The following is a 24,339-nucleotide window of genomic DNA, read 5'->3' on the forward strand; positions in this document are numbered from 1 at the left end:
ACACTCCTGTTCTCTACATCGTTCGTCCAACGAAATTAAGCTCGGTGAACGCAAATGGCTTCGACGAAAGTTGTCACTAAGCTCTCCGATGGCTCTACTCAAACTCTCGAATACCTCAACGGCGTACTCATCTCCAAAAGCGTTGCACATCCGAACAACAGCAGAGATGTGTTTCTTTCCAACATCACGGGACAGAGTTACGTCGCCGAGCACGACGTCTATAATTCCGCAGGTGTCCTGACCAACATCACGCGCACCCACGCCAACGGCTCGCTCGACTACAACTACACCCTGGGGTCGGACGGAGCCAAGATCACCGCACAGTACGATGCGGCCGGCAAGATCCTCGCTCGCTCCATCGTTCAGGCCGACGGCTCATCGGACTTGCAGACCTATGCCAATGGCGTGATGGTCAGCGAAACCGTCGTCCACGCCAACAAGAGCAAGGACGTGATGCTTTCCAACATCACGGGACAGAGCTACGTCGCCGAGCACGACGTCTATAATTCAGCAGGTGTCCTCACCAGCATCACACGCACTCACGCCAACGGCTCGCTCGACTTCAACTACACTCTGGGGTCGGACGGCGCCAAGGTCACCGCACAGTACGATGCGGCCGGCCAGATCCTCACTCGTTCCATCGTCCAGGCCGACGGCTCATCGGACTTGCAGACCTATGCCAATGGCCTGATGGTCAGCGAAACCGTCGTCCACGCCAACAAGAGCAAGGACGTGATGCTTTCCAACATCACGGGACAGAGTTACGTCGCCGAGCACGACGTCTATAATTCCGCAGGTGTCCTGACCAACATCACGCACACCCACGCCAACGGCTCGCTCGACTACAACTACACCCTGGGGTCGGACGGCGCCAAGGTCACCGCACAGTATGATGCGGCCGGCCAGATCCTCACTCGTTCCATCGTCCAGGCCGACGGCTCATCGGACTTGCAGACCTATGCCAATGGCGTGATGGTCAGCGAAACCGTCGTCCACGCCAACAAGAGCAAGGACGTGATGCTTTCCAACATCACGGGACAGAGCTACGTCGCCGAGCACGACGTCTACAATTCCGCAGGTGTCCTGACCAACATCACGCGCACCCACGCCAACGGCTCGCTCGACTACAACTACACCCTGGGGTCGGACGGAGCCAAGATCACCGCACAGTACGATGCGGCCGGCAAGATCCTCGCTCGCTCCATCGTTCAGGCCGACGGCTCATCGGACTTGCAGACCTATGCCAATGGCGTGATGGTCAGCGAAACCGTCGTCCACGCCAACAAGAGCAAGGACGTGATGCTTTCCAACATCACGGGACAGAGCTACGTCGCCGAGCACGACGTCTATAATTCAGCAGGTGTCCTCACCAGCATCACACGCACTCACGCCAACGGCTCGCTCGACTTCAACTACACTCTGGGGTCGGACGGCGCCAAGGTCACCGCACAATACGATGCGGCCGGCAAGATCCTCGCTCGCTCCATCGTCCAGGCCGACGGCTCATCGGACTTGCAGACCTATGCCAATGGCGTGATGGTCAGCGAAACCGTCGTCCACGCCAACAAGAGCAAGGACGTGATGCTTTCAAACATCACGGGACAGAGCTACGTCGCCGAGCACGACGTCTATAATTCCGCAGGTGTCCTGACCAACATCACACGCACTCACGCCAACGGCTCGCTCGACTACAACTACACTCTGGGGTCGGTCGGCGCCAAGGTCACCGCACAGTATGATGCGGCCGGCCAGATCCTCACTCGTTCCATCGTCCAGGCCGACGGCTCATCGGACTTGCAGACCTATGCCAATGGCGTGATGGTCAGCGAGACCGTCATCCACGACGACAAGAGCAAGGACGTTTTCCTCTCTAATATCATTGGACAGAACTATGTCGCCGAGCATGACGTCTACGATAGTAACGGGACGCTGACGTTTCGAGATCAGACGGCACTGGACGGCTCGCATATCTTAACACACTACGAAGCCGTTCATGTTGACCAAACCCGCTTCTTTTGTGATGTAAGCGCCTGGAATACCGCCATAAATCCAAATAGCGCGAACTACACGAAGCCGGACGCCATCCAGAATGTGCAGTTCAGGGATGCCACCCTGGGAAACAGCTGGATTCAGTCGGATAATGGCCTTGTCAATCACACGCCTCAGAACGCAGCGCACATGACTTGGAATTTCGACCTTTTGAACCAGGCAAACGTCGGCGGCACGTTCTCCACGCACGGAAGCATTCAACTCGCAACACCGTCGAACTTGACACCGTTAGGCATGGACCGCGACGTCGTATTTACTGATCCGGATGGGGTCCACTACTGGGAGGCCTGGGACGCGAGTTACGACTCTATCCATCAAACCTGGCATGCATCCTATCTTGTCGAGGGCAATCTTCAAGGAACAGGTTGGGGCATAGCAAACGGGGTCGGCGCCGGCATCCGAGCGTCTGGAGCATCGCTTCTTGGTGGTCTCGTCACCGGGGACGAACTCAATAAATTGTCCATCAATCACGCTCTGTCGATTGTGCTCGATGAGGGCCAATTAAAGGCCGGCACAAGTCAGCTCGATCAATTCGTTTTTCCTGCGGTACTAGCGGACTCGGACAGCGTCGCCGCGTACAAGGGAACGATCCCGATGGGTGCTCACTTTGCTCTGCCAGCCAACCTCGATCTCGATCACGCAGGTCTGACCCCGGAAGGACTCGCGCTCGCGAAAGCTTACCAGCAGTATGGCGGCTATGTCGTGGATGCAGCGCCCCATACCACGTCGCTAGCCAATATCGACGGTGCGACAGACACGCAACTTGCCGACTTGCGGCATGATACCTCGTGGATTCGCGATCATCTGGTCATGGTATGATCGGCTCTTAGGCGTGAATTAAATCGGATAGCGCGCCGGCCGGCGCGCCAATCGGTTACGTTTTGGCAAAGTGCCAACATTTTGCGGAAGCTTAACCCTTCCCAACTGCGTTCCGAGCTTACCAGGAGCGGTAGGCACCGCCTGTGAGCCACGTGGAGGCAGTGATGCGCACTGCGCCGTTGTTGATCGTGTCGATAGTTTTCGTGGTGTGCACGCCGGCACTGGCGCAGGGGACCCAGCAGAACGTCTACGGGCCGAAGACTTATACTCCACATTCTAGAACACCGGTTGCCACGCGGCCAAGCAACAATCCATTTCGAAATCCGATCGGCCAAGGCGTGCCCCCGCCGCCTCGGCGAACTCCAGTCTGAACAGCAATCGCACGAGCTCGCCGTGCTGACAAGCGTGGCAACTGGCACATGCTGTTCAAGCAACAGCTGCAAACGCAATTGCTATTTGCGATCCGCAGGCCAGAGCAAAAGGCTCGACTGCACCGTCTGTTTTGAGCGCCGCTAAGATCGTAACAACTGCAAAAAACGAATGCAGTGGCACAGATGCCATTTCTACTGGGGTATCATGCTGCGCGAACACCGCAGGCTAGTAACTTTACCCGACGGTCCAAGGTCGGCGGCGCCTTCTTGCAGCCGCATATGCCTTTGACGATCATTACGGCCCTGAAAGAGCGTGACAATTCTTAGTAGTATCAGTGTTCAGTTTTTTATGCCTCTTTTGAAGTCTAGCGCGCACCCTCCTCATTCCTCGGGGTGTATAGATCGGCAAAGCTCGAATTATCTCGAGAATCTTCTGCTAGGCGCGGAGAACGGATCGCGCATTGGCGAGTTGAGCTGATGCCCTTCGACACACGCCGCGGGGAGCGGGCGTCACCGATCCGGCCCAAGGACATTCAAAGACGAGCAGCGCGAAGAGCCCATTGACCACCAACCTCAGTAATGGCGGGCCGAATAGCGGATCATCCTTTGCCCACAATGAAACCGGCGCGCGTCGATATCCGATGCTCTATCGCGCTGAATTGTCCAGCAAGACACCAAAATGCCAACCACAGCGAAGTCGATAACGCGTCCAGCGCCTTTGCGTCGCCACCTACTCTCAAGGCAGTTCTTGACCGCTACGAAGGCATAGGCCCCGGTTTCGACCTCCTCCGCGTCGGATTGGCAGTCGCGATATTCTATGGCCATGCAAAGTATATCGCTGGGTCCTCGACTGGCCCAGATATGGTTGCTGCCGCCCTTGCTCAGAAGGGGATGGCGATGGATGCAGCAAGGGCCGCCGCCTTCGACACGAGCATCTGGGGTTCATTCAAACGGTCGTACCATCTCGCTCTCGTGCCGATTTTCTTCGCCTTAAGCGGCTTCCTCGTAGCCGGATCAGCGTTTCGGGTCCGCGCACTCAAACAATTCATGGCCTTTCGTATTTTGCGGATCTTTCCCACGCTCACGACCGAAGTGACGCTGTCCGCATTGGTGCTGGGGCCTCTGTTCACCAGCTATTCATTATTGGAATATTGTACCGATCCAAAATTTGTCGGTACTTCGGCAATATCTTCGGCCTCGTCTACATGCTTCTGCCAGGAGTATTCGAAACTAATCCTGTTCCGCGAATGGTGAATGCAAAGCTTTGGACGCTGCCGGCCGAATACTATTGCTATCTCGTCACTGCCCTGCTGATTGTCACCGGCCTGCTCTTCAAGCGACCGTTCTACCTGGGAGCGATAACGGCTTGGACGATCACCGCAGTAGCCACAAGCTTTCTCGGCGATTTCGGCGTGACCCCTAGAAGCATCTACAGCACGCCGGTGGTCGTCTACTACTTTCTCGTCGGCGCGCTGTTCTTCCATCTGCAGGATCGAATCGTCCGCCGCTGGAGCTATTTTTTCGGCGCAAGCGCACCGCTCTTTTTGCGCTCGCGTTCTCCAAGGGTGTCTTCATTGCTCCTTTCTTTGTGACGTATGTAACCATCTTACAGTCGATCTACCCAAGATACCGCTCATCCAAAGCGGAGACTACTCCTACGGCATCTATCTATACGGATTCCCGATCTCACAGGCCTTGATCTCAGCGATGCCGCAGTTCCGGGGGCCCGAGAGCTGGTTCGCCCTGCTTGCGGGCGGACTGACGTTTGCGTTTGCCACAGCGTCTTGGCACGGGATCGAGAGGCCCACCCTGAAGCTGAAACGGTAGGCTGACAAAGCAAAGCCACGGACCGACCAATCGCTGATCGGGTCATGCTCCGCGGCTGTCGGGCTCGACGCCGGTACCGAGTGGAATGATCGAGAAGCGCGCGTAATTTCCTCAGCCGTATGCGGCGACTTCTATCGGCAGGGATGGATCAGGACAAAAGCCAGCCGATCCCACTGCAGAGAGCCGAACCCAGAACATAGAGCCAGCCGAGCATGGCGAGCGAGACCGTCGAGCCGTAGGCGAGCGCGATCAAACGTTCCGGCCAAACTCGGCACTGCGGTTCCACCAATGCGCCAGGTGCGACTTCGTTTGGAGGAGACAATATTGCCATCTGATCTTCCGCCGGGGCTGAAGGAATCCTTGGTTCTCAAGCAAATCCCGGCCCGGCGTCGTCATTATGACCTTCTTCAAAGCGCGATCGACAAATTGCGTGTCAGGAGTGAAATGATCGTGAATGGGTCTGTCGAGCGGAAATTCCGATGCAGGCTGTGGCGTCCATATCGGCGAAATTCAGACATCGCCCCACTGCTTGATCTCGGACGTACTGTCGATGTATCCGTCCGCCCGGTGAGGCCGGGTGAGGACCGCGTAGCGGTCACTCAGGCTGCTTGAATTTCGGTTGCGCCAATTTCAGGGCCGAAATTCGTCGAGCTGTTGGACCGGATGTGCAGCGATGCGCGCCAGGAAGTCGGCGAACCAGGCTTGTGGATCCACGTCGTTCATTCGGCCCTGTACATCATCGCGGCAGCCACAGAACAGCCAAGACTTCCGTCCCAAGGCGATGCCGCGCAGGGCTCGTTCGGCAGCTTTGCTCGACAGGCAGATTCGGCCAGCCGCCAACCTAGTCGGCGAGGGTCGACAGGCTGATCGGCACGCCTTCCTTGGCATAGCGTTCGGCCTGCCGGTTCAGCGGCCGGTGCTGGCCGAACCTCTCGAACAGCACCATCGCCAGCAAGCTGGGGCCGGCCCAACCACGGGCGATGACGTGGAACGGCGCCGGGCCTAGCTGATCTTCTCGCAATCACGGCAGCTGAACTTCTCCCGGACGTGCTGGATCACCTTCCAAGATTTCGGGATCACCTCCAGCGTCTCGGTGATGTCTTCGCCGAGCTTGCATAACCTCGCTCCTGTCAAACGCCATCCGGAACTGCCCCCTTTGCGTCATGAAGAACTGCCCCCACCCTCGGGTTCATGATGTCAGTTGAAGGTTGGCTCCGCCGCTGACGGGACGGAGGGAGGCGGAGCCGACCGGAGGGCCGTCAGCGGCGGGCGCCTTGATGAGGCCGCTCTTTCGCTTGGCGCGGAGCCGATAGCTGTCGCCGCGGATGGTCAGCACGTGGCTGTGGTGCAAGAGCCGGTCGAGGATCGCAGTGGCGACGACCGGATCGGCGAACACGGTGCCCCATTCGGCAACGCTGCGGTTCGACGTGATCAGCATGGCGCCGGTTTCGTAGCGGCGGCTGACCAGCTGGAAGAACAGATGCGCCGCGTCGGGCTCCAGCGGCAGGTAGCCGAGTTCGTCGACGATCAGCAGCTTTGGCTTCGCCAGCGCGAGCAGTTTCTCGTCCAGGCGCCGCTCGCCGTGCGCCTTGGCCATGCCAGCGACCAGGGTCGTCGCCGTGGTGAACTGCACCGTGTAACGGGCCAGGATCGCCTCTCGCCCGAGCGCGATCGACAAGTGCGTCTTACCGACGCCCGGGGGGCCGAGCAGCAGCACGTTCTCGCCGTTGGCGATCCAACGTGACGCGGCCAGGTCGCGGATCTGCTTCGGATCGATCGACGGCTGTGCCTCGAAGTCGAAGCCCGCAAGCTCCTTCACGGCCGGGAAGTGTGCGAGTTTGAGCGCCATCTCGATGCGGCGATGATCCTTGCGCGCGCTCTCGCGCTCGCACAGCAGGATCAGCGTCTCACGCGCCGATAGGTTGGCGCGCGCCGCCTCGTCGAGCAGGTTGTCGAGCTGGTCGCGGATGCCGGAGAGCTGCAATCGCGCCAGCATGGCGTCGAGCCGATCGGTTGGTGCTTCGGTAGCCTTCCTTGTGCGCGCCATCAGAAGCTCCCTCCGATCACTGCTTCGTATTCGGCAAGAGGACGCAACAACGAGGGCAGTGGAGAAGGCGCCGGCACTGTCGATGCCGCGATTGCCGGTCGGCAGACCGCGCCGTTGCGACCGGCAACCCCGTCGAGGTGGGCGGAATCGACGATCCGCAGCCGACGCCCCTCCGATTGCTTGTGGACCGCAACCTCGCGCATGCCGTGGCGGATGCGCACCTCGCCGGCCGCAACCGTCACCGCCACGCGCTCACCGATCAGCCGCCACGGCACCGAGTAGCTGTTCGTGTCGACCTCGACGGCACAATCGTTGCCGACGACGCGGGCCAGTTCACGCAACGATCCAAACGACGGCTGCCCGCCGAGCGGCTTCAACCGGTGCGCCTCGTCACGCGCAAAGCGAGCGATCGGCGCCTCGCCGGTCGTGCCGTGGATGCGCACGTTCGCCACCTCACGCTCCCACTCGGCGAGATGCGCCTCGAATGCCTCCCAGCTCGCGAAGGAATGCCCCGCGATCGCGTTCTTCTTGACGTAGCCGACGCCACTCTCCGTCTTGCCCTTCGTGCGCGCCCGATACGGCGCGCAGGCGCGAGGACGGAAGCCCCAATGCTTCGCGAACGCGATGAGCTTGTCGTTAAACTGAACCGACCGGCTCACCGCGTCGTGGCGCGCCACGAGCGCGCGTGGATTGTCCATCAGCACTTCCACCGGCACGCCGCCGAATGTCGTAAATGCACTCTCAAGCCCGGCGAACCAGTGCTCTTGCTTCTCGGCCCGGAACGCACGGACATGCAGCCGCCGCGAATGCCCGAGCGTCGCCACGAACACGAATGCTTTGATCTTCACCCCGCCGATCTCGACCAGACGCTCGCCAAAGTCGATCTGCAGCTGCCGCCCCGGGGGCGTCTCAAACCGCGTCGTCGCCAGCGCTTCGGCCTTCAGCGCCTGGCGATAGGGCTGCACGGCGCGTTGCAACGTAAGCATCCGGTGAGGACCGCGTAGCGGTCACTCAGGCTGCTTGGTTGACTTGCTTATTTCGGTCGCGCCAATTCCAGGGCAAAAGTTCGTCGAGCCGTTGTACGGGATGTGCAGCGATGCGTGCCAGGACGTCGGCGAGCCAAGCTTGTGGATCCACGTCGTTCATTTTGGCTGTGACGATCAGGCTGTACATCATCGCGGCACGGTCGCCGCCGCGGTCGGAGCCACAGAACAGCCAAGACTTCCGCCCCAGGGCGATGCCGCGCAGGGCTCGCTCGGCGGCGTTGTTCGACAGGCAGATGCGGCCATCGTCGAGGAAGCGGGTAAACGCATCCCAGCGCTTGAGCATGTAGTCCATCGCCTTGGCAACGTCGTTGCGCCGGGAGAGCTTGGCGCGTTGTTCACGCATCCAGACTTTCAGATCGGCCATCAGCGGCGCGCTCAGCTCCTGGCGGACGGCCCGGCGCCGTTCGGGCGTCTCGCCGTTGATGCCTCGCTCGATCTCGAACAAGGCGTCGATCCGACGGACTGCTTCCAGTGCCAGAGGCGAGATCACCGCTGGCTTTTTGCCTTGTACCTTGCGGCGCGCATTCTCCGCCAGATCAGCCATCACGAAGAACGGTCGTCGGGCATGGACCCAACACGCCGCTTCCAGGATCGGACCTACGTTGCGGCTCGGGTCGTAAAGCTTGCCATAGCCGCCATAGGCATCGGCCTGGAAGATGCCGTTGTAGCCGGCCAGATGGGCCTGGGGATGCTCGCCCGCGCGATCGCGCGAGTAATAAAACACTGCTCCCGGCGGGGCCTGCCCGCCAAAAGGCTTGTCGTCGCGTACATAGACCCAGATGCGGCCGGTGTCGGTCTTGCCTTTGGCCAGGACCGGCACCGTCGTGTCATCCCCGTGCAATCGCTCGGCACTCAGCACATGGGCCTCGAGGCGCCGGAACAAGGGCGTCAGCGCAACAGTGCAGCCACCAACCTGGTCGGCGAGGGTCGACAGGCTGATCGGCACGCCTTCCTTGCCATAGCGTTCGGCCTGACGGTTCAGCGGCTGGTGCTGGCCGAACTTCTCGAACAGCACCATCGCCAGTAAGCTGGGGCCGGCCCAACCACGGTCGATGACGTGGAACGGCGCCGGGGACTGGCTGATCTTCTCGCAATCACGGCAGCTGAACTTCTCCCGGACGTGCTGGATCACCTTCCAGGACTTCGGGATCACCTCCAGCGTCTCGGTGATGTCCTCCCCGAGCTTGGACAACCTCGCTCCGCCGCAGCAGGCGCACGCCACAGGTCCCGGCACGAGCACCCGCTCGCGAGGCAGATGGTCCGGGAACGGCTGGCGCGACGGCCTCTTGCGCGTGAACGAGGCCACCTTCGTCGTCTTGGCCGCGGCCATTTCGGCAGCGAGTTCGTCCTCAGTCGCTGAGGCCTCGAGCTCCTCCAGCGTCAGTTCGAGCTGATCCAGCAGCCTTGCGGTACGCTCCGAGCGAGGGCCATAACGATCACGGTTCAGCTTTTCGATCTGCAGCTTCAGGTGAGCGATCAGAGCATGGTCGTCGGACTGCTGGGCGCGAACGCTGGCGAGTTCGGCGCGCGTCGCCAGCAACGCCGCTTGCAGCGCCTCAATGTCTTCCGGCAGCTTCTGGGGACCGTCACCCATGCACCGATGGAATCACAAAAGCGACGATTTGGCGTGCGCTTTTTGCAATCTCACGGGACTATTGCGCAACCTATCCTGCGCTCTGCGGCCGCCAGCTGTGTGGGGGATTGCGCCAGTCGATCGCCTCCAGCAAATAGCCCATCTGAGCTGCGGTCAGCGATACCACGCCATCCACCGTCGCCGGCCAGATGAAGCGGCCACGGTCCAGTCGCTTGGCGTAGAGCGACAGCCCGATCCCGTCGTGCCAAAGGGCTTTGATCAGGGTGCCAGCACGACCACGGAACACAAAGACGTCGCCGGCAAAAGGATCCCGCCCCAGCCCCTCCTGCACCAGCAATGCCAGACCCTGCATGCCTTTGCGCATGTCAGTGTGACCGGTTGCGATCCAGATCCTCGCCCCTGCCGCGATCGGGATCATCGCCGCTCCAGCAGATCCAATACGCGAGACAACGCGGTCATATCAACGCCGGCGTCCACGATCACCCGACAGGCCTTGCCGACGACAATCTCCATGCGTCCGCTCGCTGGCCCCGCTAAAGTTACTGGCGGCGCCGGCGGTTGGTCCGGCATCACCATCGCTGGCACAAACGCTGGCTGAGGTTGTTCAGTATTGCTCGTCCGCATCCCAAACGATCGTCGCCAAGTCAACAGGAGCGAGCGCGAGATGCCGTATCGTCGTGCTGTCGACGAGACCGCGCGCGGGGCCTGCAAACTCTCCAGAACGATCTTGAGTTTCTCATCATCGGTCCAGCGACGGCGACGGCCAGTCTCGACAACCTCGAACCGCTCAATCTGAGCACTGAACTTATTGCTGTCCATAAGGGCTGTTACACAGCACTGGTATTAACCCGACAAGGCGGCCCTCACCGGAGGGAGACGTTGCAACGTTCGCCGGCTGACTGCCACGCCTTGCTCGGCCAACAGGTCCTGGCGCACCACATCCGCATTGCCGCGATGCCGAATGAACCTCTCGCGCAGCCAACCCTCGAGGCCATGGAGTCGTTTTGCCCGCTCAGGCGACTTGAACGGCTTCACCCCGCCCGCCGTCACGTAGTCCTTCACCGTGTGATGGCTGCAGCCCAGCTGCCGCGCAATCCGCTTCAGACCCCACCCGCACGCCCTCAGGCGCAACATCTCCGCCACGTCATCCGGCGTCTTCATCACCTGCCCCCGTGGATCAATCCACGACGAGCCTTCCGTGATTCGTTCCTCGTTCATTCGCTCTCTCCTCGGCTATCCAAGGAGGGGCAATTCCTCGTGACGCCGAGGGGGCAGTTTTCCATGGCGCGCGACATCGCTCCGCCGCAGCAGGCGCACGCCACAGGTCCCGGCACGAGCATTAGCTCGCGAGGCAGATGGTTCGGGAACGGCTGGCGCGGCGGCCTCTTGCCCTCGAACGAGGCCACCTTGTCGTCTTGGCCGCGGCCATTTCGGCAGCAAGTTCGTCCTCAGTCGCTGAGGCCTCGAGCTCCTCCAGCGTCAGTTCGAGCTGATCCAGCGGCCTTGCGGTCCGCTCCGAGCGAGAGCCATAACGATCACGGTTCAGCTTTTTCGATCTGCAGCTTCAGCTGAGCGATCAGCGCTCGGTCGTCAGACTGCGGGGCGTGAACGCTGGCGAGTTCAACGCCGCCCGCAGTGCCTCAATGTCTTCCGGCAGCTTCTCGGGACCGCGACCCATGCGCTGCAACCCAAATGACAGTTCATCTGCGGCTTTGCGGCCGAGTGCCTCTATGAGCTGCTAAGATCAGATCGAGTTTGGCAATGCGCTCCCGCGTTCGCTGCTCACGACGCGTCGGCTTGTAACTAGTGACCCCTTCGTCGGGACACATTTCTTCAAAACGACGTTCATCTCTCGTCGATTTAGGAATCGGCTTTGCGGGAAACATGTATGCGCAGATTCTGCCGGCAAGCGCATAGGCTAACTGCGTTCCCGCAATTAAGTCATGACGCAGAAGCTTGGAGAGCGCGAGAACTGTACGAAAAAAGAGCCTATCAGCGAAAAAATTCAATATCGCAAATTCGGTCGCGCTACCGGTTGCCTTACGCACAAACCAACTCGGTAAGCCCTCATTTATCCTAAGATGGTGTTCAGTTGTAGCGATGAGTGCCCGCGCCATTCGCACTCGATTGCTGGACATATTGCCGGGATAGGATCGATACCCGAGCAAATACCTTTCAACAAATACCAATGGATAGCGGGCCGCCAGTTTAAGTTCGAAGTCATAGTCCTCACATCCGCCGAGTCCTTGCGCCGCCCAAGAGCTGTCATATCCCCCGACCGATAACGCGATTTCTCGTCGCACGAGCAAAGAACTTCCATTACCAACGGGCCTTGCATAGAGATGATGAGCAAATGCGTACCCCGAGCGGCCGATAGCACTTGCGCTCCCGGTTACCATATCTGACGAATCGATTGTTCGAAACATAACGTAGCAAGCAGCTGCGTTGGGAGCCGCATTCAATGCGGCGAGCTGCGCTTCAATCTTGTTTGGATGCCATAAATCGTCGGCATCCAAGAAAGCGACATACCCGCCAGCAGAATTCCTAAGTCCAAAATTCCTTGCTTCTGCAACGCCAGCGTTCGGTATGCTAAAAATCTTAACGCGCGCGTCTGCACGAGCCAACCTTTGAACTATGTCTAGGGTGCGGTCTGTAGAGCCATCGTCAATGACCAAAACTTCAAGGTTAAGATGAGTCTGGGCGAGCGCCGAATGAAGCGTTCGTTCGATAAATTCTTGCGCGTTGTAGGCCGGAATGACAACCGAAACGAGAGAGCTCTCTGCTTCGCGACCATTGACAAAATTGCGTGATGACAAAGAGAACAACCTTAAACGCACAGATTGCGACGAGGCCAATTACTCCGAACACGATTTCACTCGGCAATTGCCAATCCCCACATTAGCAACGTTAGCACTTTGCCACGAAATTGGCCCGGAATGAGGCCAAACTGCCTAGTTGGTTAATTGGGGCATTGTTAGGATGGATGCGCCTGGTCAACGAAAGGCAAACGGCCTGCCGGAAACCTGCGGACCGGCCGAGAGGTCCGCGAGCGGCCCGGCAGCCCGAAACGACGTGCGGTGTAACGCCGAGTGGCCTCAGTCGGCTCCGCGCATCCGATACGCGCGGCATTAAAAGAGCCGAATTTTGACCTCGCCAAGGTACTACACCTCATCGATAATGAGAAAATTCTCGTGAAGGTATATCGGTCCGATCTTTGACGTCGCGCACGGCAGAGATTCAAGCTAGCTCGCGAGGCGTCGTGGAATGTGGAATGCTGCAAGCAGCCTGATTCAATCGCTTGGAGCCTTCATGACTTCATAACTTCGCGATCGGCTGCGCAACGTCGTGGGCATGCAGACGCGACCCGTCCTCGCCGTGCGTCGACGCGGCAAGCTCCGAGGCGGACAGCCGCATCACGCCGTCATTGACTGGCCGCCAGCGGAACGCGCCATGCTCCAGACGTTTCACAGCAGCGCCAGTGGGATCCGTCCCAGGCCAAAATTTTCGGATGGTCCGCTCCCTTCGAACGGAACACAAAATCGTTCCCGTGAAAGGGATAAAGGGATATGACGAAGTTGTTGCTTCGCGCACCAGTGCGGCGAGACCGTCGGCACCTCTGCGGACGTCTACCGGCTTCGTCGCCACGACCTTTCACCCCCGCCCACGCCGCGATCATGTTGCTGCCCTCACAGCCCCCAACACATCGCCGCAGCCATGCCGGGTCAATCAGTCGACCCCGGCTGCCGTGCTGCGATCCACGGCACCACTAATCATGATGGTGATGGTTGTTGGACGCCGCGTCACTGCTTCGCTGCTTCCGCGGCCGCTGCACAGCATGTGGCTCGGTCGCCACCGGCACGAACAGCGGCGACTGCCGCAGCGGCGGACCAAGGCTGTATAGTTCCGGACCGGATCGGTGACGGGGGCTCGTGAATATATGGATATCAAAGCGCCGCGGGCGCGTTTCGCGCGCGACCATGCGGCCGACTTACCGGCTAACACCTACACGATGCCCGCTGATGTGATTGCCATTGCGTCCTACGAGAATGTCGGCGTCGGCCGCGTCCACGGTTTGTCCGTTCTTCAGTCTGACGACGACATCCGCGGATTTTAGCGACTCTGGACGGTGCGTTACGAGCAGAATCGACAGTCCGGGATAAGCCCGTCGCAACCCATCGAGGATTAAGTCTTCGGCAATAGGATCGACAGCATTCAGCGCTTCGTCGAGGATTAAGATCGCGGGCTCTTTGAGGATCGCTCGAGCCAAACCGATCCGCTGACGCTGGCCGCCCGACAGCTGCAGCCCCCGTTCACCGACCATCGCGCTTACCCCATCGGGAAGTTGCCCGATAAAGTCGATGATCCCTGCAAGCCTAAGGGCCTCCTCCACGTCGTTAAGTGGGGCAGAGGGGCGAGCTAGTCGGACGTTATCGAGGATGGATCCCTCCGTCAGATCGACGTCCTGCCCGGCTACGGCGATTTTTTGTAGCCAACTGTTTCTATCTATGTCGGAAAGATTGACTCCATCAACAAGGATAGTTCCACCCGACGGTTCATAGAGCTTGAGGAGCAAATTGACGACCGTTGTCTTTCCGGAGCCGCTCACTCCGACCAATGCAGTCGTCTTTCCCGGCTCCAGTCGAAATGTCACACGCCTCAGAGAAATGCTGTCGGAGTCGCGGTGCACGAAACTCAGGTCCCTCGCTACCAACTCGTGCGCAAAAGTTATCGTCGTCTGAAAGCCATTTGGCTGAAACTGATTTTTCGCTTCCGATATGGAATTCCATACCGCATTTAAAGGGCCAGCGCTACCAAGCAGTGACATGAGGTGTCCCTGCACTTCTCGCGCCTGGGGCTGTACCCGCAGCAAAAGCGCCAGAATCGCCACCGTTGTGGCAGTCGAATTTCCAACATGCTGCGAGAACCAAATGATAGAAGCAATGGCTCCAATTGAGAACAGTTCCAAGAACGGCTTGGAAAGGTTATCGACCGCTGAGAGGTGATTAAACATATGCGCGAGCCGTTTGGACAGCGTCGCGTAGCGCATGATTTCTGCGCTTTCAACTCCGTAAGCGCGAATCGTGCGCATCGCGTGAATAGACGTCACCAATCTCTCGGCGAGTTGTTCATGCACGTCTGTAACTTCACAGCTCAAAGTGCCGAGACGCCTGCGAAAGAATTGCGTTAACGCCGTCATGGCCGAACCGAACGCTAGAACGACGATCGCGACCTTCCATGAGAGAAGAGAAACAACGACCAGGTAGATCGTTAACGCAGACAAGTTTATCAATACGCGCGATAGCTTCTGGACGGCCTCCGACACACGCCAAGCCTCCAGTTGAATCGTATTCGTTAACTCGCCGTATTCCTTTCGGGCGATGTAAGCGTATGGTACGCTCAGGTACTGAGTAAACAGCTCAGTGCGTAAACGGTGATAGACAAAGTTCGCCGCGTGAGACGAAAGTTGCTCGTAGGCCGCGACGATGGTTTGTCTCACTATGACGGCGATCGCAATCACCAGTCCAAGACGATAGGCGCTTCCTGCTGCAATTTTGTTGACGAGGGAAAATAACCCGCCCAAGTATCCATGGACCTCGGCAAAATCCGCGCCGAGGGCGACGCGGTAGAGAAGATAGACGACCAGGCTTATGCTGATGGTTTCAATAAACGACGCCACTAGCCCCAAGGCTGTAAGAGTGAGCAACGTCAAGCGCGAACCCGCCGTGAGCAAGAACAGAGTTCTTAGGGCGCTCATTTTCCATCAGGCCGTTTGTTAACTGATCTAAGCTCAGGCAAATGAAAACTCATCCAAGTCACCGCCGGGCGCGGTTCAGATAACTGTTCTTTCGCGTTCGATCGGCCCTTTTTGCGTTTTATCGTCTGTTTCGCGATCTTCGAATCCGCTTCCTGGCGATTGTTCTTGAACCAGTCGATAGTGAGCAAAATCCCGTCTTCATAGGATATGTGGCATGTCCAATTCGGCAGCACAGAATTCGCTGTCGTCAAGTCGGGGCAGCGATTTGATGGATCCTGGGGCACAGGATCCAGATGCACGATGGGAAGATAGCCGAAGTATTTGCTTACGTACTTTGCGACGTCCAAGACAGAAACTTCGCGATTGTTTCCAATGTTAACCGGGCCGGCATAATGGCAGTCATCACGCCAAAAGTAGCGTTCCAGTCCATCGACGATATCGTCGACGTAGCCCCAGCTTCTCGACTGATGCCCGTCGCCAAAGATAGTCAAGGGCTGATTGGACAGGCCCTGTGCGATGAAGTTCGAGACGGCGCGCCCATCGTCTGCTCGCGTTCGAGGGCCGTAGACGTTGAACAAACGGACTATTCGAATCTCCAAGCCTTTTGTGCGCTTCATTTCAAAGAGCAGTGCCTCGGTGCAACGTTTCGCTTCATCGTAGGAGGAACGTGGCCCCGTACAATCGACGGATCCCCGATAGTTTTCCGGCTGCGGAGATACGAGTGGATCGCCATAGACCTCCGACGTGGACGTGAATGCAAACCGTCCGTGCGGCGCAAGAAGATCCAGCAGCCGCATTGCCCCAAATACGTTTGCAGAGATCGTTCGCCGCGGCTCCTTCATGTACCAGGGAGGTGAAGCCGGCGACGCCAGATGATAAACTTCGTCGAACATATGGTCGGAACGAAAGTTCTCAACGTCACTTTTCACGAAATGAAATCTAGGATCGTTGATATGGGCAATGTTTTTAGTCAGCCCGGTCCAAAGATTATCGACAACTACGCATTTTTCAATTTCGGATCGCCTCATCAATCGATCGCAAAGATGGGAACCAATGAAACCGGCGCCCCCGGCAACTAGAACTCGAACCATTTAAGCCTCAATGATCTATCGTTCCCGGGTCAAATTGAAATCCGCATCAAACTCCAAAAAAATTATGTGTATATTGAGATCAGCAAAACAGACGGTACAATCATACTAAGAACCGGCGCCTCTTAAATGAGCGCAGAAAATTCTGAAATAGTGACGCATTCGGCGATCATCCTACACATAATGCTCTCGGGTTATAGATAGGACGACTGATTCAGTACCTCATCAGATCATCAAAGATTTCGAGCGATCACGTGCCGAAACAGCTGCGTTGCGGGATTCAACTCAACAACGTTAGGAACGGGGTTGCAACGCGAAAAGCGAATTGGTGGCCCTCCTGGATGCGGACGATGTACGGCAATCCGCAAAAGCTGGAGAGTCAACTTATCCACACTGCCGCTGCGGAGGCTTGCTATGTTCTTCATTGGCGCATCGCGCGGAAATCAGGAATCAATAAGTGAATCAAGATACCTAAAACAACTTTGAACGATTGCAAAGCTGATCGCTTCTCGTCGAATGCGGCTGCACTTGCTCAGCTCAACAGGGCGTGCGAGTTCAATGCTAAGGTAAATTGAGCAAACTCCCAATCCCCCCTTACTTCAATTCTCGGAAGAGATAGCGGGTCCGCGCCCCGCTCGACCGACCCATCACGAGTTGTGAATATCGCTTGATACCCGCATTTTGGGGCGAGATATCGAGCGCGCTCGTCATAAGCGCCGTATGGCAAGGCCAAGCTGTTGCAGGGTTTCTGAGTCCACGACTGCAACATCGCTTGTGACTGCACCATCTCTGCCAACAATTCGCTGTTTGATAGGCCGTCGGCAGCCCTGTGGGTCGAAAGATGGCTCCCGAACTCAATGCCTGCCCGCGAAGTCTCCAGGATTTGGATGTCAGTCATTAGCTTGGAAGGAGTGCCGAACTCGCTGTCCCAAGTAGCGCTTTTGCCAACCAAAGCGGTTACAGCAAATACTTGAGCGCCGAAGCGATGACGCGCGAGTACAGGAAAGGCCACATCGAAAAAATCGATCGTTGCATCATCAAACGTAATTAATACTGGACGACCCCTCAGGTGCCCGCCCTGGCAATGTCGAACAATATCGGAAATGGTAACTGTGTAGTATCCGTTCCTTTTGAGCCAAGCCATCTGCGCTGCAAATTGTCGCGGCGATGTTCGAAACCGCTTGAGCTGTTCTGGTCCATCGTCGGCGATGCGGTGATACATCAGCACCGGCACACGATCGACTTCCACTTGATCTCGGACTGAAATTTCTTGATCGCTTTGCGAACATTCGAACGCTGAAGTGCTAAACTCTCTCTGGATCGTGTGAGCGCGCGGACCATGCTCCACCAAAAGAGATTTAGACGAATTGATAAGTTGCTGAACTTTTCGACAATTAGGCGACTCATTCAACACGGTTGCGTTTGTTATTCCGTATCTTGCTGATAGTTTGGTGTATTCGGCGAGGAACGCGAATATCACGGTCCAGAAAACCGACGGCAATGCTCCTCGGCTAAGAAGCGTCAAAGATGCACGCAAAAGTCGTCTCGGCCCGACCAGTCCGGCCGCAATAAAAACTATTTCTCGGGCGGATACGTCGTCGTAAACCGGTATCAAAATTGACGTTACTGGATGGCCAGCCATCCAAGATTTTAAGAGGAGACGGTCGCTTGTGGTACTGATTGAGGTGAACTTCGGACGCGCAACATCGAAGGTGAAGCTCGCAGTAGATCCGACAACACGCGAGCTGGCGGAGTTGTCTGCATCAAGCACGTAGCGCTCCACCTTGCGCCGGACTCGCGTACCGGTTTTCGGTCTGGAGCTTTTCGCTTCGATCAGCAGCATCAATTCGTCGAATTCAGTCTCGATCGTCGGCCAAATCTGCGCGAGATCGGACGGCAAAACTCGAGCGCCCTTCCACAATCCGTCGAAGATAAAACGAGACACCTTCTCAACGTCCGATTTGACATCCAAATTGTCTCGCAGGAGCAGTTGCGCTGCCGACGTTCGGCCGCCAACTTTGACGGCGGCTGCCCACACGATAAACGACATCAATGCAGTCTGTTCAGACCCCAATGCTTCATCCGCGCCGAGCGAATGTGATGCAAAAATTGATGTTGTACTTTCTTTAAAAGCGCAGCCGATCACGTTAGCTGCGTCTGCAACCATCTGTTCGGCATTTTGGCTAAGTGATCCGGCATTCATTCTATAGAACGTCAATGGTTCGTTCACGCCGACAAACTGATGCCCGGCGCGGGAAACCCTTTGCCAGAGATCCCAATCCTCACAAGTCCAAAGCGATTCATTGAACCACCCAACGCTATCGACGGCGGCACGCTTAACCAGGATGCTGTGAATCGGAACTGCGCAATAGCGGGCGAACATTTCGAACGGGTGTTTGCTTAAATCGCTCGGCCACTCCGGCGGTGTGAGACGTCCATCTTCAGTTACACGTTGCCAAGCGCAATAAACGGCCGACGCGGCTGGGTGTTCTTTGAAAGAAGCGCACATTATCTTGAGGTAATTAGGCGAAATCCAGTCATCACTGTCCAAGAAAACAACCAACTCGCCTGAGGAGTGAGCGAGGCCCAGGTTCCGGGCGGACGACACGCCTTTTCCAGCGCCCATTACGCTTGATATTCGTCGATCCGCCTTGGACGTCTCCAGCACGATTTCGAGAGTCTTGTCTGATGATCCATCGTCAATTACCACACATTCCCAGTTATCGTAGGTCTGCTGCACGACGCTTCGCAGTGTGCGAGAAATCGTTCTTGCGGAATTCTTGGCGGGAACGATGATAGTTACGAGGGGGTCCAATTAGTCGCCTTCGGAGTTGATTGACGCGACCTTCCGGCTTTTAGTGGCGCGAATTCCTATGGTTACGGGAAGATGCGGATCTCTGATGAATAATTTATCTGGCGCGAGCTCTTCGGCGGCCAATCCATGAAGGAAAGACACCGCGGTGAACACATTGCCGAAAACTGATACTTCAACGTTCTCTGCGCCAAACACCTCGCTAAACAATCGTAAAGCGGAAGTTTCGGTAAACGCCCAGTACCAAGTCGAATAATCCTGTCCTCTGTCGATAGGGGTAAGACCGGGAACGGTAAGTAGTATCGTACCTTCTACATCGAGGAGCGACCAGAAGGCCCGAACCGCCTCCGGCAAATCATATATGAGTTGTAAAGTCTGAGTTAAAACGATTGCATCAAAGCTTCCGTCCCAATCTGTCCCGAGGTGGCAAAGATCACCTACAATTGTTGCTTTAGGATTATCGGCGCGAAAGTCGACGACGTCTCGTTTTGTCGTGCGGTGAGCGCCATACTTCAACGTGTAGTGATCATCAACGACCTCTAACGTCCTACCGCGAATGTGGGAAGCGTTGTCGTTCAGGAATGCGTCGACGTAGATGCGATCTATGGGCGTGCCTCGGTCGTATCCGAACACGGTGCTCATCGGCACTGTTCTTGCAAAATCGCCAAATCGGACATGTCCGGCTTCTGGCGGAGAGGCGCCCACCAGGGTTCGCATTCCACGAACAATGCGATTCGGCAGAAGACTCCGGATGAACCTCCAACCGCATGCTTGCGTGCAAGTTTTCAGAATATCTTGTATCATGGGCTTGAAATTAGACCCTCTAAGAGCTGCACATCAAGTGTCGGTTTTGTGGATCGCCTGCTCGGCGGCTGGAGAATGAGGAGGATCTTTTGGGTTACAAAGTCATGCAGATCGAGGTTTCAAACCTCTGCTCGCTTACTTGCAGTTATTGTCCGCACCCTTCGCAAGCCCGCCCAAAAGGAAATATGACGTTCGATACCTTCAAAAAATGTATTGAGTTGGTCTGTCGATCGGAAAATCCGCAAATCGGAGGAAAGCAATTTGTTTGGTTGAATCACTTTGGAGAACCCCTTCTCAATCCCGGGCTGTCTGACTTTATCAAGCACGCGGTCGCGAGGAATATAGAGGTATCTTTCTCTTCCAATGGACTAGACTTCGATCGGCAGATGTTCTCGCGTGAACTATGGAGGTCTCTAGCGGACGCAGGTCTTCGATATGTCATCGTTTCAGCCCACGAACGATCTGCGGCCTCGCTTCGAAAACACGTCGGTGACATCATTGAGATTGTTGAAACCTGGCAGCCTAAGCGATCGCAACTGCATGACTGGGCCGGTCAGGTCGATCTAGGTAAGCTCGTCCCACCGATGTCGCTTCCAGTAAAATCGCCTTGCGACTATGAAACAAACGATATGTTTGCTGTCACCTGGGACGGTCGAGTCGCTGCCTGTTGCTACGATATTGAAGGCAAGGTTGGACGGACGATCGAAGATGTGTTGGCGGGTAATTTTACGTTCCAATCGATCTCGTTATGTTCAACTTGCCAACTCGGAAGGGGCGATGCGGATTGGCTATCTGCTCCTTTGGCTCAGCTGCAGAAGACAGATTCAAAATATATCGGGTTATTGTCAAAAATTCGTAGCCGATTCAACCGGTCCAGCTAGGCAATTGAAGAAGATTGCTCCGCAGGTTACGCAGGTTGCCTCGTTATTCTTCAACGATAGAACACCGCCAAGAAGTCTTTGGCGAAACCTTCCGAGCGTTAGATGCCACGGATTGGGCCGCAGCCTGTAGCCTCCTGATTGGCAAAGTTCAAGCAGGGCCGCGGCTCGATCTCTGACATGCTGCCCACCATAGAGCTTCGAACGAAGAGCATGCAGAGTCGAAAAGCGTGCGCAACTCTGCGCCGCCGCATCGATCCTATTTCTTTGCTGCTCCGTAATCTTCGGATCGCCCTGAAAGCTCGACAGGACCCGTACTCGTTCCAGCGAGTACCGAAGGTAGCGCTCGTAATCCTCACGTCCCAAGCTGATTTCTGCTGCTCAAAGCCTTAATGATGGACGCCTTCTTCTTGCGGCCCGTTACGTTGCTCGAGTGCTGCCTGTAAGAGCATAGACGTTGGTTTCATAGAAGACACACCCGATGAGCGGCTCTTAGGCGTGAATTAAATCGGATAGCGCGCCGGCGGCGCGCCAATCGGTTACGTTTTGGCAAAGGACCGTGCCAACTTTTTCGGAAGCTTAAGCCTTCCCAACTGTCGGTTCCGAGCCTACCTGGAACGGTAGGCACCGCCTGTGAGCCACGTGGAGGCACTGATGCGCACTGCACCGTTGTTGATCGTGTCGATAGTTTTTGTTGCGCAGGGGACCCAGCAGAACGTCTACGGACCGAAGACTTATACCACGCATTCCAGAACACGTTGCCACGCGGCCAAGCAACAATCCGTTTCGAAATCCGATCGGCCAAGGCGCGCCCCCTGCCGCCTCGGCGAACTCCAATCTGAACAGCAACCGGACGAACTCGCCGCGCTGACCACGTGCCGTGGCTCGGCAATAATCCGCTTGAGCACTGGGTGTATAGCGCTACTCGCAATTCGCGATCTGCGCAAAACATTCCACGGTGCCATCAGTGGGAACACCAATAAAATCGCAACAACGGCGCTTCTTCAATGCTGCGCCTAGAGCCCGGGCTAGTAGCTTTAACGCTCGGTCGGGCTCTGAAAGATTTTTCCAATTCTAAGTAGTAACAAGGTCTTTTTTTATGCCTCCTTTCTGGAATTTGGGCTTCGCCCAGGTCTCGTGCGCGCCCTCCAAGCTCCTCCTCGTAGACGAGCTGTCTCGCAGCATTTGGATAGAGAACCGATCCAGCATTGCCGAGTTGAGCTCACGGATTCGACACACGTCGATTGGGAGCGTGGGTTTATCTTTGGGCGTCCGAGACGAGCAGCACTCGTTGTTCGCACTTAGTGGCGAGATAGCGGGCCCAATGATCGGCGATGACCCTCGCCCAGGACGAAGTTAGCGCGCTTCGATCTCCGATACTCCGGACACTAAAATTTCCTTGCAAGACAGATACCATGCCACAAAGCGAACACGACAATGCGACCATGGCCCATGCGTCACCGCCGACCTTTAAGTCGGTTCTTGATCGCTACAAAGGTGTAGGCCCCGGCTTCGATCTTCTTCGCGTCGGATTGGCAGTCGCGATATTCTACGGCCATGCGAAGTATATCGCCGGCTCCTCGACTGGCCCCGATATGGTCGCTGCCGCCCTTGCTCAGACGGGGATGGCCATGGATGCAGCACGGGGCGCCGCCTTCGACACGAGCATCTGGGGTTCATTCAAACGGTCATATCATCTTGCGCTCGTGCCGATGTTCTTCGCTTTGAGCGGCTTCCTCGTAGCCGGATCAGCGTTTCGGGTCCGCGCGCTCAAACCGTTCATGGCCTTTCGTATTTTGCGGATCTTTCCCGCGCTCATGACCGAAGTGACGCTGTCCGCATTGGTGCTGGGGCCCCTGCTCACCAGCTATTCGTTATTGGAATATTTTACTGATCCAAAATTCGTTCGGTATTTCGGCAACATCTTCGGCTTCGTCTACATGCTCTTGCCAGGAGTATTCGAAACAAATCCTGTTCCGCGGATGGTGAATGCAAATCTATGGACGTTGCCGGCCGAATTCTATTGCTATCTCGTCACTGCCCTGCTGATTGTCACCGGCCTGTTCTTCAAGCGACAGTTCTACCTCGCAGCGATAGCGACCTTGACGATCACGGCGGTGGCGGCAAGCTTTCTCGGCAATTTCGGCGTGACCGTTAGAAGCCTCTACGGCACGCCCGTGGTCGTCTACTATTTTCTCGTCGGCACGCTGTTCTTCCATCTGCAGGATCGAATCGTCCGCCGCTGGAGCTATTTTTTCGGCGCAAGCGCATTCGCCCTTCTTGCGCTCGCGTTTCCTAAGGGTGTCTTCATTGCTCCGTTCTTTCTGACGTATGCAACGATCTTCATCGGGACAGTCGATCTGCCCAAGATCCCACTCATCCAAAGCGGAGATTACTCCTACGGCGTCTATCTATACGGATTCCCGATCTCACAGGCCTTGATCTCAGCGATGCCGCAGTTCCGGGGGCACGAGAGCTGGTTCGCCCTTCTGGCCGGCGGACTGACGTTTGCGTTTGCCACAGCGTCTTGGCACGGGATTGAGAGGCCCACCCTGAAGCTGAAACGGTAGGCTGACAGAGCAAAGACATCGCGGAGCGACGAAGCGCTGATGGGGTCACGTTCCGTGGCTCTCGGACTCAACGACGGAACCGAGTGGAATGACCGAGAAGGGCAGCGCCGTGTCTTTAACGCCATGCCGCGGCGCTGAACGCATCAGCCCGATTTCTGCAGGGAACCCCATCGGCTGGCGATGGATCAGGACAAAACCCAGCCGATCCCACTGCAGAGAGCCGAACCCAGAACGCAGCCGAGCATGGCGAGCGAGACCGTCGAGCCGTAGGCGAGCGCGATCAAACGTTCGGGCCAAACTCCGCGCAGCGGTTCCACCAATGCGTCAGGCGCGATTTCGTTTGGAGGAGACAACATCGCCATCTGATCTTCCGGCGGAGCTGGAGAAATCGTTCGCTCTCAACCAATCCCAAACTGGCGTCGTCATTATGACCTTCTTCAAAGCGCGATCGACAAATTGCGTGTCAGCGGTGAAATGATCGTGAACTCGCGCCACGATCGTGGCCTCAACGGCGGCTCGATTTCAACCGAAATAGCTCACGTGGATATGCAGTTATAGCGACCGCATGCTCGTGGCTTCGCGTTCCCTCAATGATCTCTTTCTTGCTCACTGGGCGGGCTTGCTTTGGCCAATCTGTTTGAGCGGCGCGACGTTGTTTATGTCGATCGAGCGGCCATAT

At 57.0% G+C, this 24,339-nt stretch carries 18 protein-coding genes and 3 pseudogenes; 6 read left to right on the forward strand and 15 right to left on the reverse strand.

Annotated features, from left to right (window positions below; genetic code table 11):
* The first annotated feature begins 54 nt into the window (after positions 1 to 54).
* The 3 genes from AAFG16_RS37935 (at position 55) to AAFG16_RS37945 (ending at position 4,831) form a co-directional block, all read left to right on the forward strand.
* Positions 55 to 2,868, forward strand: coding sequence for a hypothetical protein (locus AAFG16_RS37935; protein ID WP_342733598.1), 2,814 nt, complete (start codon positions 55 to 57; stop codon positions 2,866 to 2,868).
* Between the two features lie 986 nt (positions 2,869 to 3,854).
* Positions 3,855 to 4,493 (forward strand): hypothetical protein, encoded by a 639-nt coding sequence (locus tag AAFG16_RS37940; RefSeq protein WP_342733600.1) that lies wholly within the window; start codon positions 3,855 to 3,857, stop codon positions 4,491 to 4,493.
* Positions 4,487 to 4,831 (forward strand): hypothetical protein, encoded by a 345-nt coding sequence (locus AAFG16_RS37945; protein ID WP_342733602.1) that lies wholly within the window; start codon positions 4,487 to 4,489, stop codon positions 4,829 to 4,831. Before AAFG16_RS37940 ends, AAFG16_RS37945 begins: the two co-directional genes overlap by 7 nt.
* Positions 4,832 to 5,696: 865 nt before the next feature.
* On the opposite strand, the gene AAFG16_RS37950 is transcribed toward AAFG16_RS37945, so the two are convergent.
* The 14 genes and pseudogenes from AAFG16_RS37950 to AAFG16_RS38015 all read right to left on the reverse strand — a co-directional run bounded on the left by AAFG16_RS37950 (position 5,697) and on the right by AAFG16_RS38015 (position 20,050).
* Positions 5,697 to 5,954 (reverse strand): transposase domain-containing protein, encoded by a 258-nt coding sequence (locus tag AAFG16_RS37950; protein ID WP_342733604.1) that lies wholly within the window; start codon positions 5,952 to 5,954, stop codon positions 5,697 to 5,699.
* Positions 5,911 to 6,188, reverse strand: a pseudogene (locus AAFG16_RS37955) (IS66 family transposase zinc-finger binding domain-containing protein); the annotation flags it as partial. The pseudogene AAFG16_RS37955 and the gene AAFG16_RS37950, both read right to left, overlap by 44 nt.
* A gap of 67 nt (positions 6,189 to 6,255) precedes the next feature.
* Positions 6,256 to 7,113, reverse strand: a complete 858-nt coding sequence (istB, locus tag AAFG16_RS37960; RefSeq protein ID WP_342733606.1) for an IS21-like element helper ATPase IstB — start codon at positions 7,111 to 7,113, stop codon at positions 6,256 to 6,258.
* Positions 7,113 to 8,099 (reverse strand): annotated as a pseudogene (gene istA, locus AAFG16_RS37965) (IS21 family transposase); the annotation flags it as partial. The gene istB and the pseudogene istA, both read right to left, overlap by 1 nt.
* Before the next feature lie 25 nt (positions 8,100 to 8,124).
* On the reverse strand, positions 8,125 to 9,753 hold the full coding sequence (locus AAFG16_RS37970) for an IS66 family transposase (protein ID WP_194482923.1): 1,629 nt from the start codon (positions 9,751 to 9,753) through the stop codon (positions 8,125 to 8,127).
* A gap of 70 nt (positions 9,754 to 9,823) precedes the next feature.
* A complete protein-coding gene (tnpB, locus tag AAFG16_RS37975; RefSeq protein ID WP_342733608.1) occupies positions 9,824 to 10,171 on the reverse strand; it encodes an IS66 family insertion sequence element accessory protein TnpB in 348 nt (115 codons plus the stop codon).
* A complete protein-coding gene (locus tag AAFG16_RS37980) occupies positions 10,168 to 10,572 on the reverse strand; it encodes a transposase (protein ID WP_342733610.1) in 405 nt (134 codons plus the stop codon). Before AAFG16_RS37980 ends, tnpB begins: the two co-directional genes overlap by 4 nt.
* 24 nt (positions 10,573 to 10,596) lie before the next feature.
* A complete protein-coding gene (locus AAFG16_RS37985) occupies positions 10,597 to 10,971 on the reverse strand; it encodes a helix-turn-helix domain-containing protein (RefSeq protein WP_342733612.1) in 375 nt (124 codons plus the stop codon).
* Positions 10,972 to 11,054: 83 nt separating this feature from the next.
* A pseudogene (locus AAFG16_RS37990) lies at positions 11,055 to 11,431 on the reverse strand (transposase); the annotation flags it as partial.
* 22 nt (positions 11,432 to 11,453) lie between these two features.
* Complete coding sequence (locus AAFG16_RS37995; RefSeq protein ID WP_342733614.1) at positions 11,454 to 12,569, reverse strand: glycosyltransferase family A protein; 1,116 nt, start codon at positions 12,567 to 12,569, stop codon at positions 11,454 to 11,456.
* A gap of 1,172 nt (positions 12,570 to 13,741) precedes the next feature.
* On the reverse strand, positions 13,742 to 15,463 hold the full coding sequence (locus tag AAFG16_RS38000; protein ID WP_342733616.1) for an ABC transporter ATP-binding protein: 1,722 nt from the start codon (positions 15,461 to 15,463) through the stop codon (positions 13,742 to 13,744).
* A gap of 41 nt (positions 15,464 to 15,504) precedes the next feature.
* Positions 15,505 to 16,599 (reverse strand): NAD-dependent epimerase/dehydratase family protein, encoded by a 1,095-nt coding sequence (locus tag AAFG16_RS38005; RefSeq protein ID WP_342733618.1) that lies wholly within the window; start codon positions 16,597 to 16,599, stop codon positions 15,505 to 15,507.
* A gap of 529 nt (positions 16,600 to 17,128) precedes the next feature.
* Positions 17,129 to 19,411 (reverse strand): glycosyltransferase, encoded by a 2,283-nt coding sequence (locus tag AAFG16_RS38010; RefSeq protein WP_342733620.1) that lies wholly within the window; start codon positions 19,409 to 19,411, stop codon positions 17,129 to 17,131.
* On the reverse strand, positions 19,412 to 20,050 hold the full coding sequence (locus tag AAFG16_RS38015) for a hypothetical protein (RefSeq protein ID WP_342733622.1): 639 nt from the start codon (positions 20,048 to 20,050) through the stop codon (positions 19,412 to 19,414).
* 251 nt (positions 20,051 to 20,301) lie between these two features.
* Between AAFG16_RS38015 and AAFG16_RS38020 the strand changes: the two genes are divergently transcribed.
* From AAFG16_RS38020 to AAFG16_RS38030, 3 genes are all read left to right on the forward strand, one after another.
* Complete coding sequence (locus AAFG16_RS38020) at positions 20,302 to 21,093, forward strand: radical SAM protein (protein ID WP_342733624.1); 792 nt, start codon at positions 20,302 to 20,304, stop codon at positions 21,091 to 21,093.
* Between the two features lie 651 nt (positions 21,094 to 21,744).
* Entirely contained in the window at positions 21,745 to 22,110 is a 366-nt protein-coding gene (locus AAFG16_RS38025) for a hypothetical protein (protein WP_342733626.1), read from the forward strand.
* 395 nt (positions 22,111 to 22,505) lie between these two features.
* Positions 22,506 to 23,660 (forward strand): acyltransferase, encoded by a 1,155-nt coding sequence (locus AAFG16_RS38030; protein ID WP_342733628.1) that lies wholly within the window; start codon positions 22,506 to 22,508, stop codon positions 23,658 to 23,660.
* A 185-nt stretch (positions 23,661 to 23,845) separates the two neighbouring features.
* On the opposite strand, the gene AAFG16_RS38035 is transcribed toward AAFG16_RS38030, so the two are convergent.
* Positions 23,846 to 24,022 carry a hypothetical protein gene (locus AAFG16_RS38035; RefSeq protein ID WP_342733630.1) on the reverse strand — a complete coding sequence of 59 codons (177 nt, stop codon included), beginning with the start codon at positions 24,020 to 24,022 and terminating at the stop codon, positions 23,846 to 23,848.
* Positions 24,023 to 24,339 lie beyond the last annotated feature (317 nt).

It is taken from the genome of Bradyrhizobium sp. B117 (assembly GCF_038969555.1).
In the GTDB taxonomy this organism is placed as follows: Bacteria; Pseudomonadota; Alphaproteobacteria; order Rhizobiales; family Xanthobacteraceae; genus Bradyrhizobium.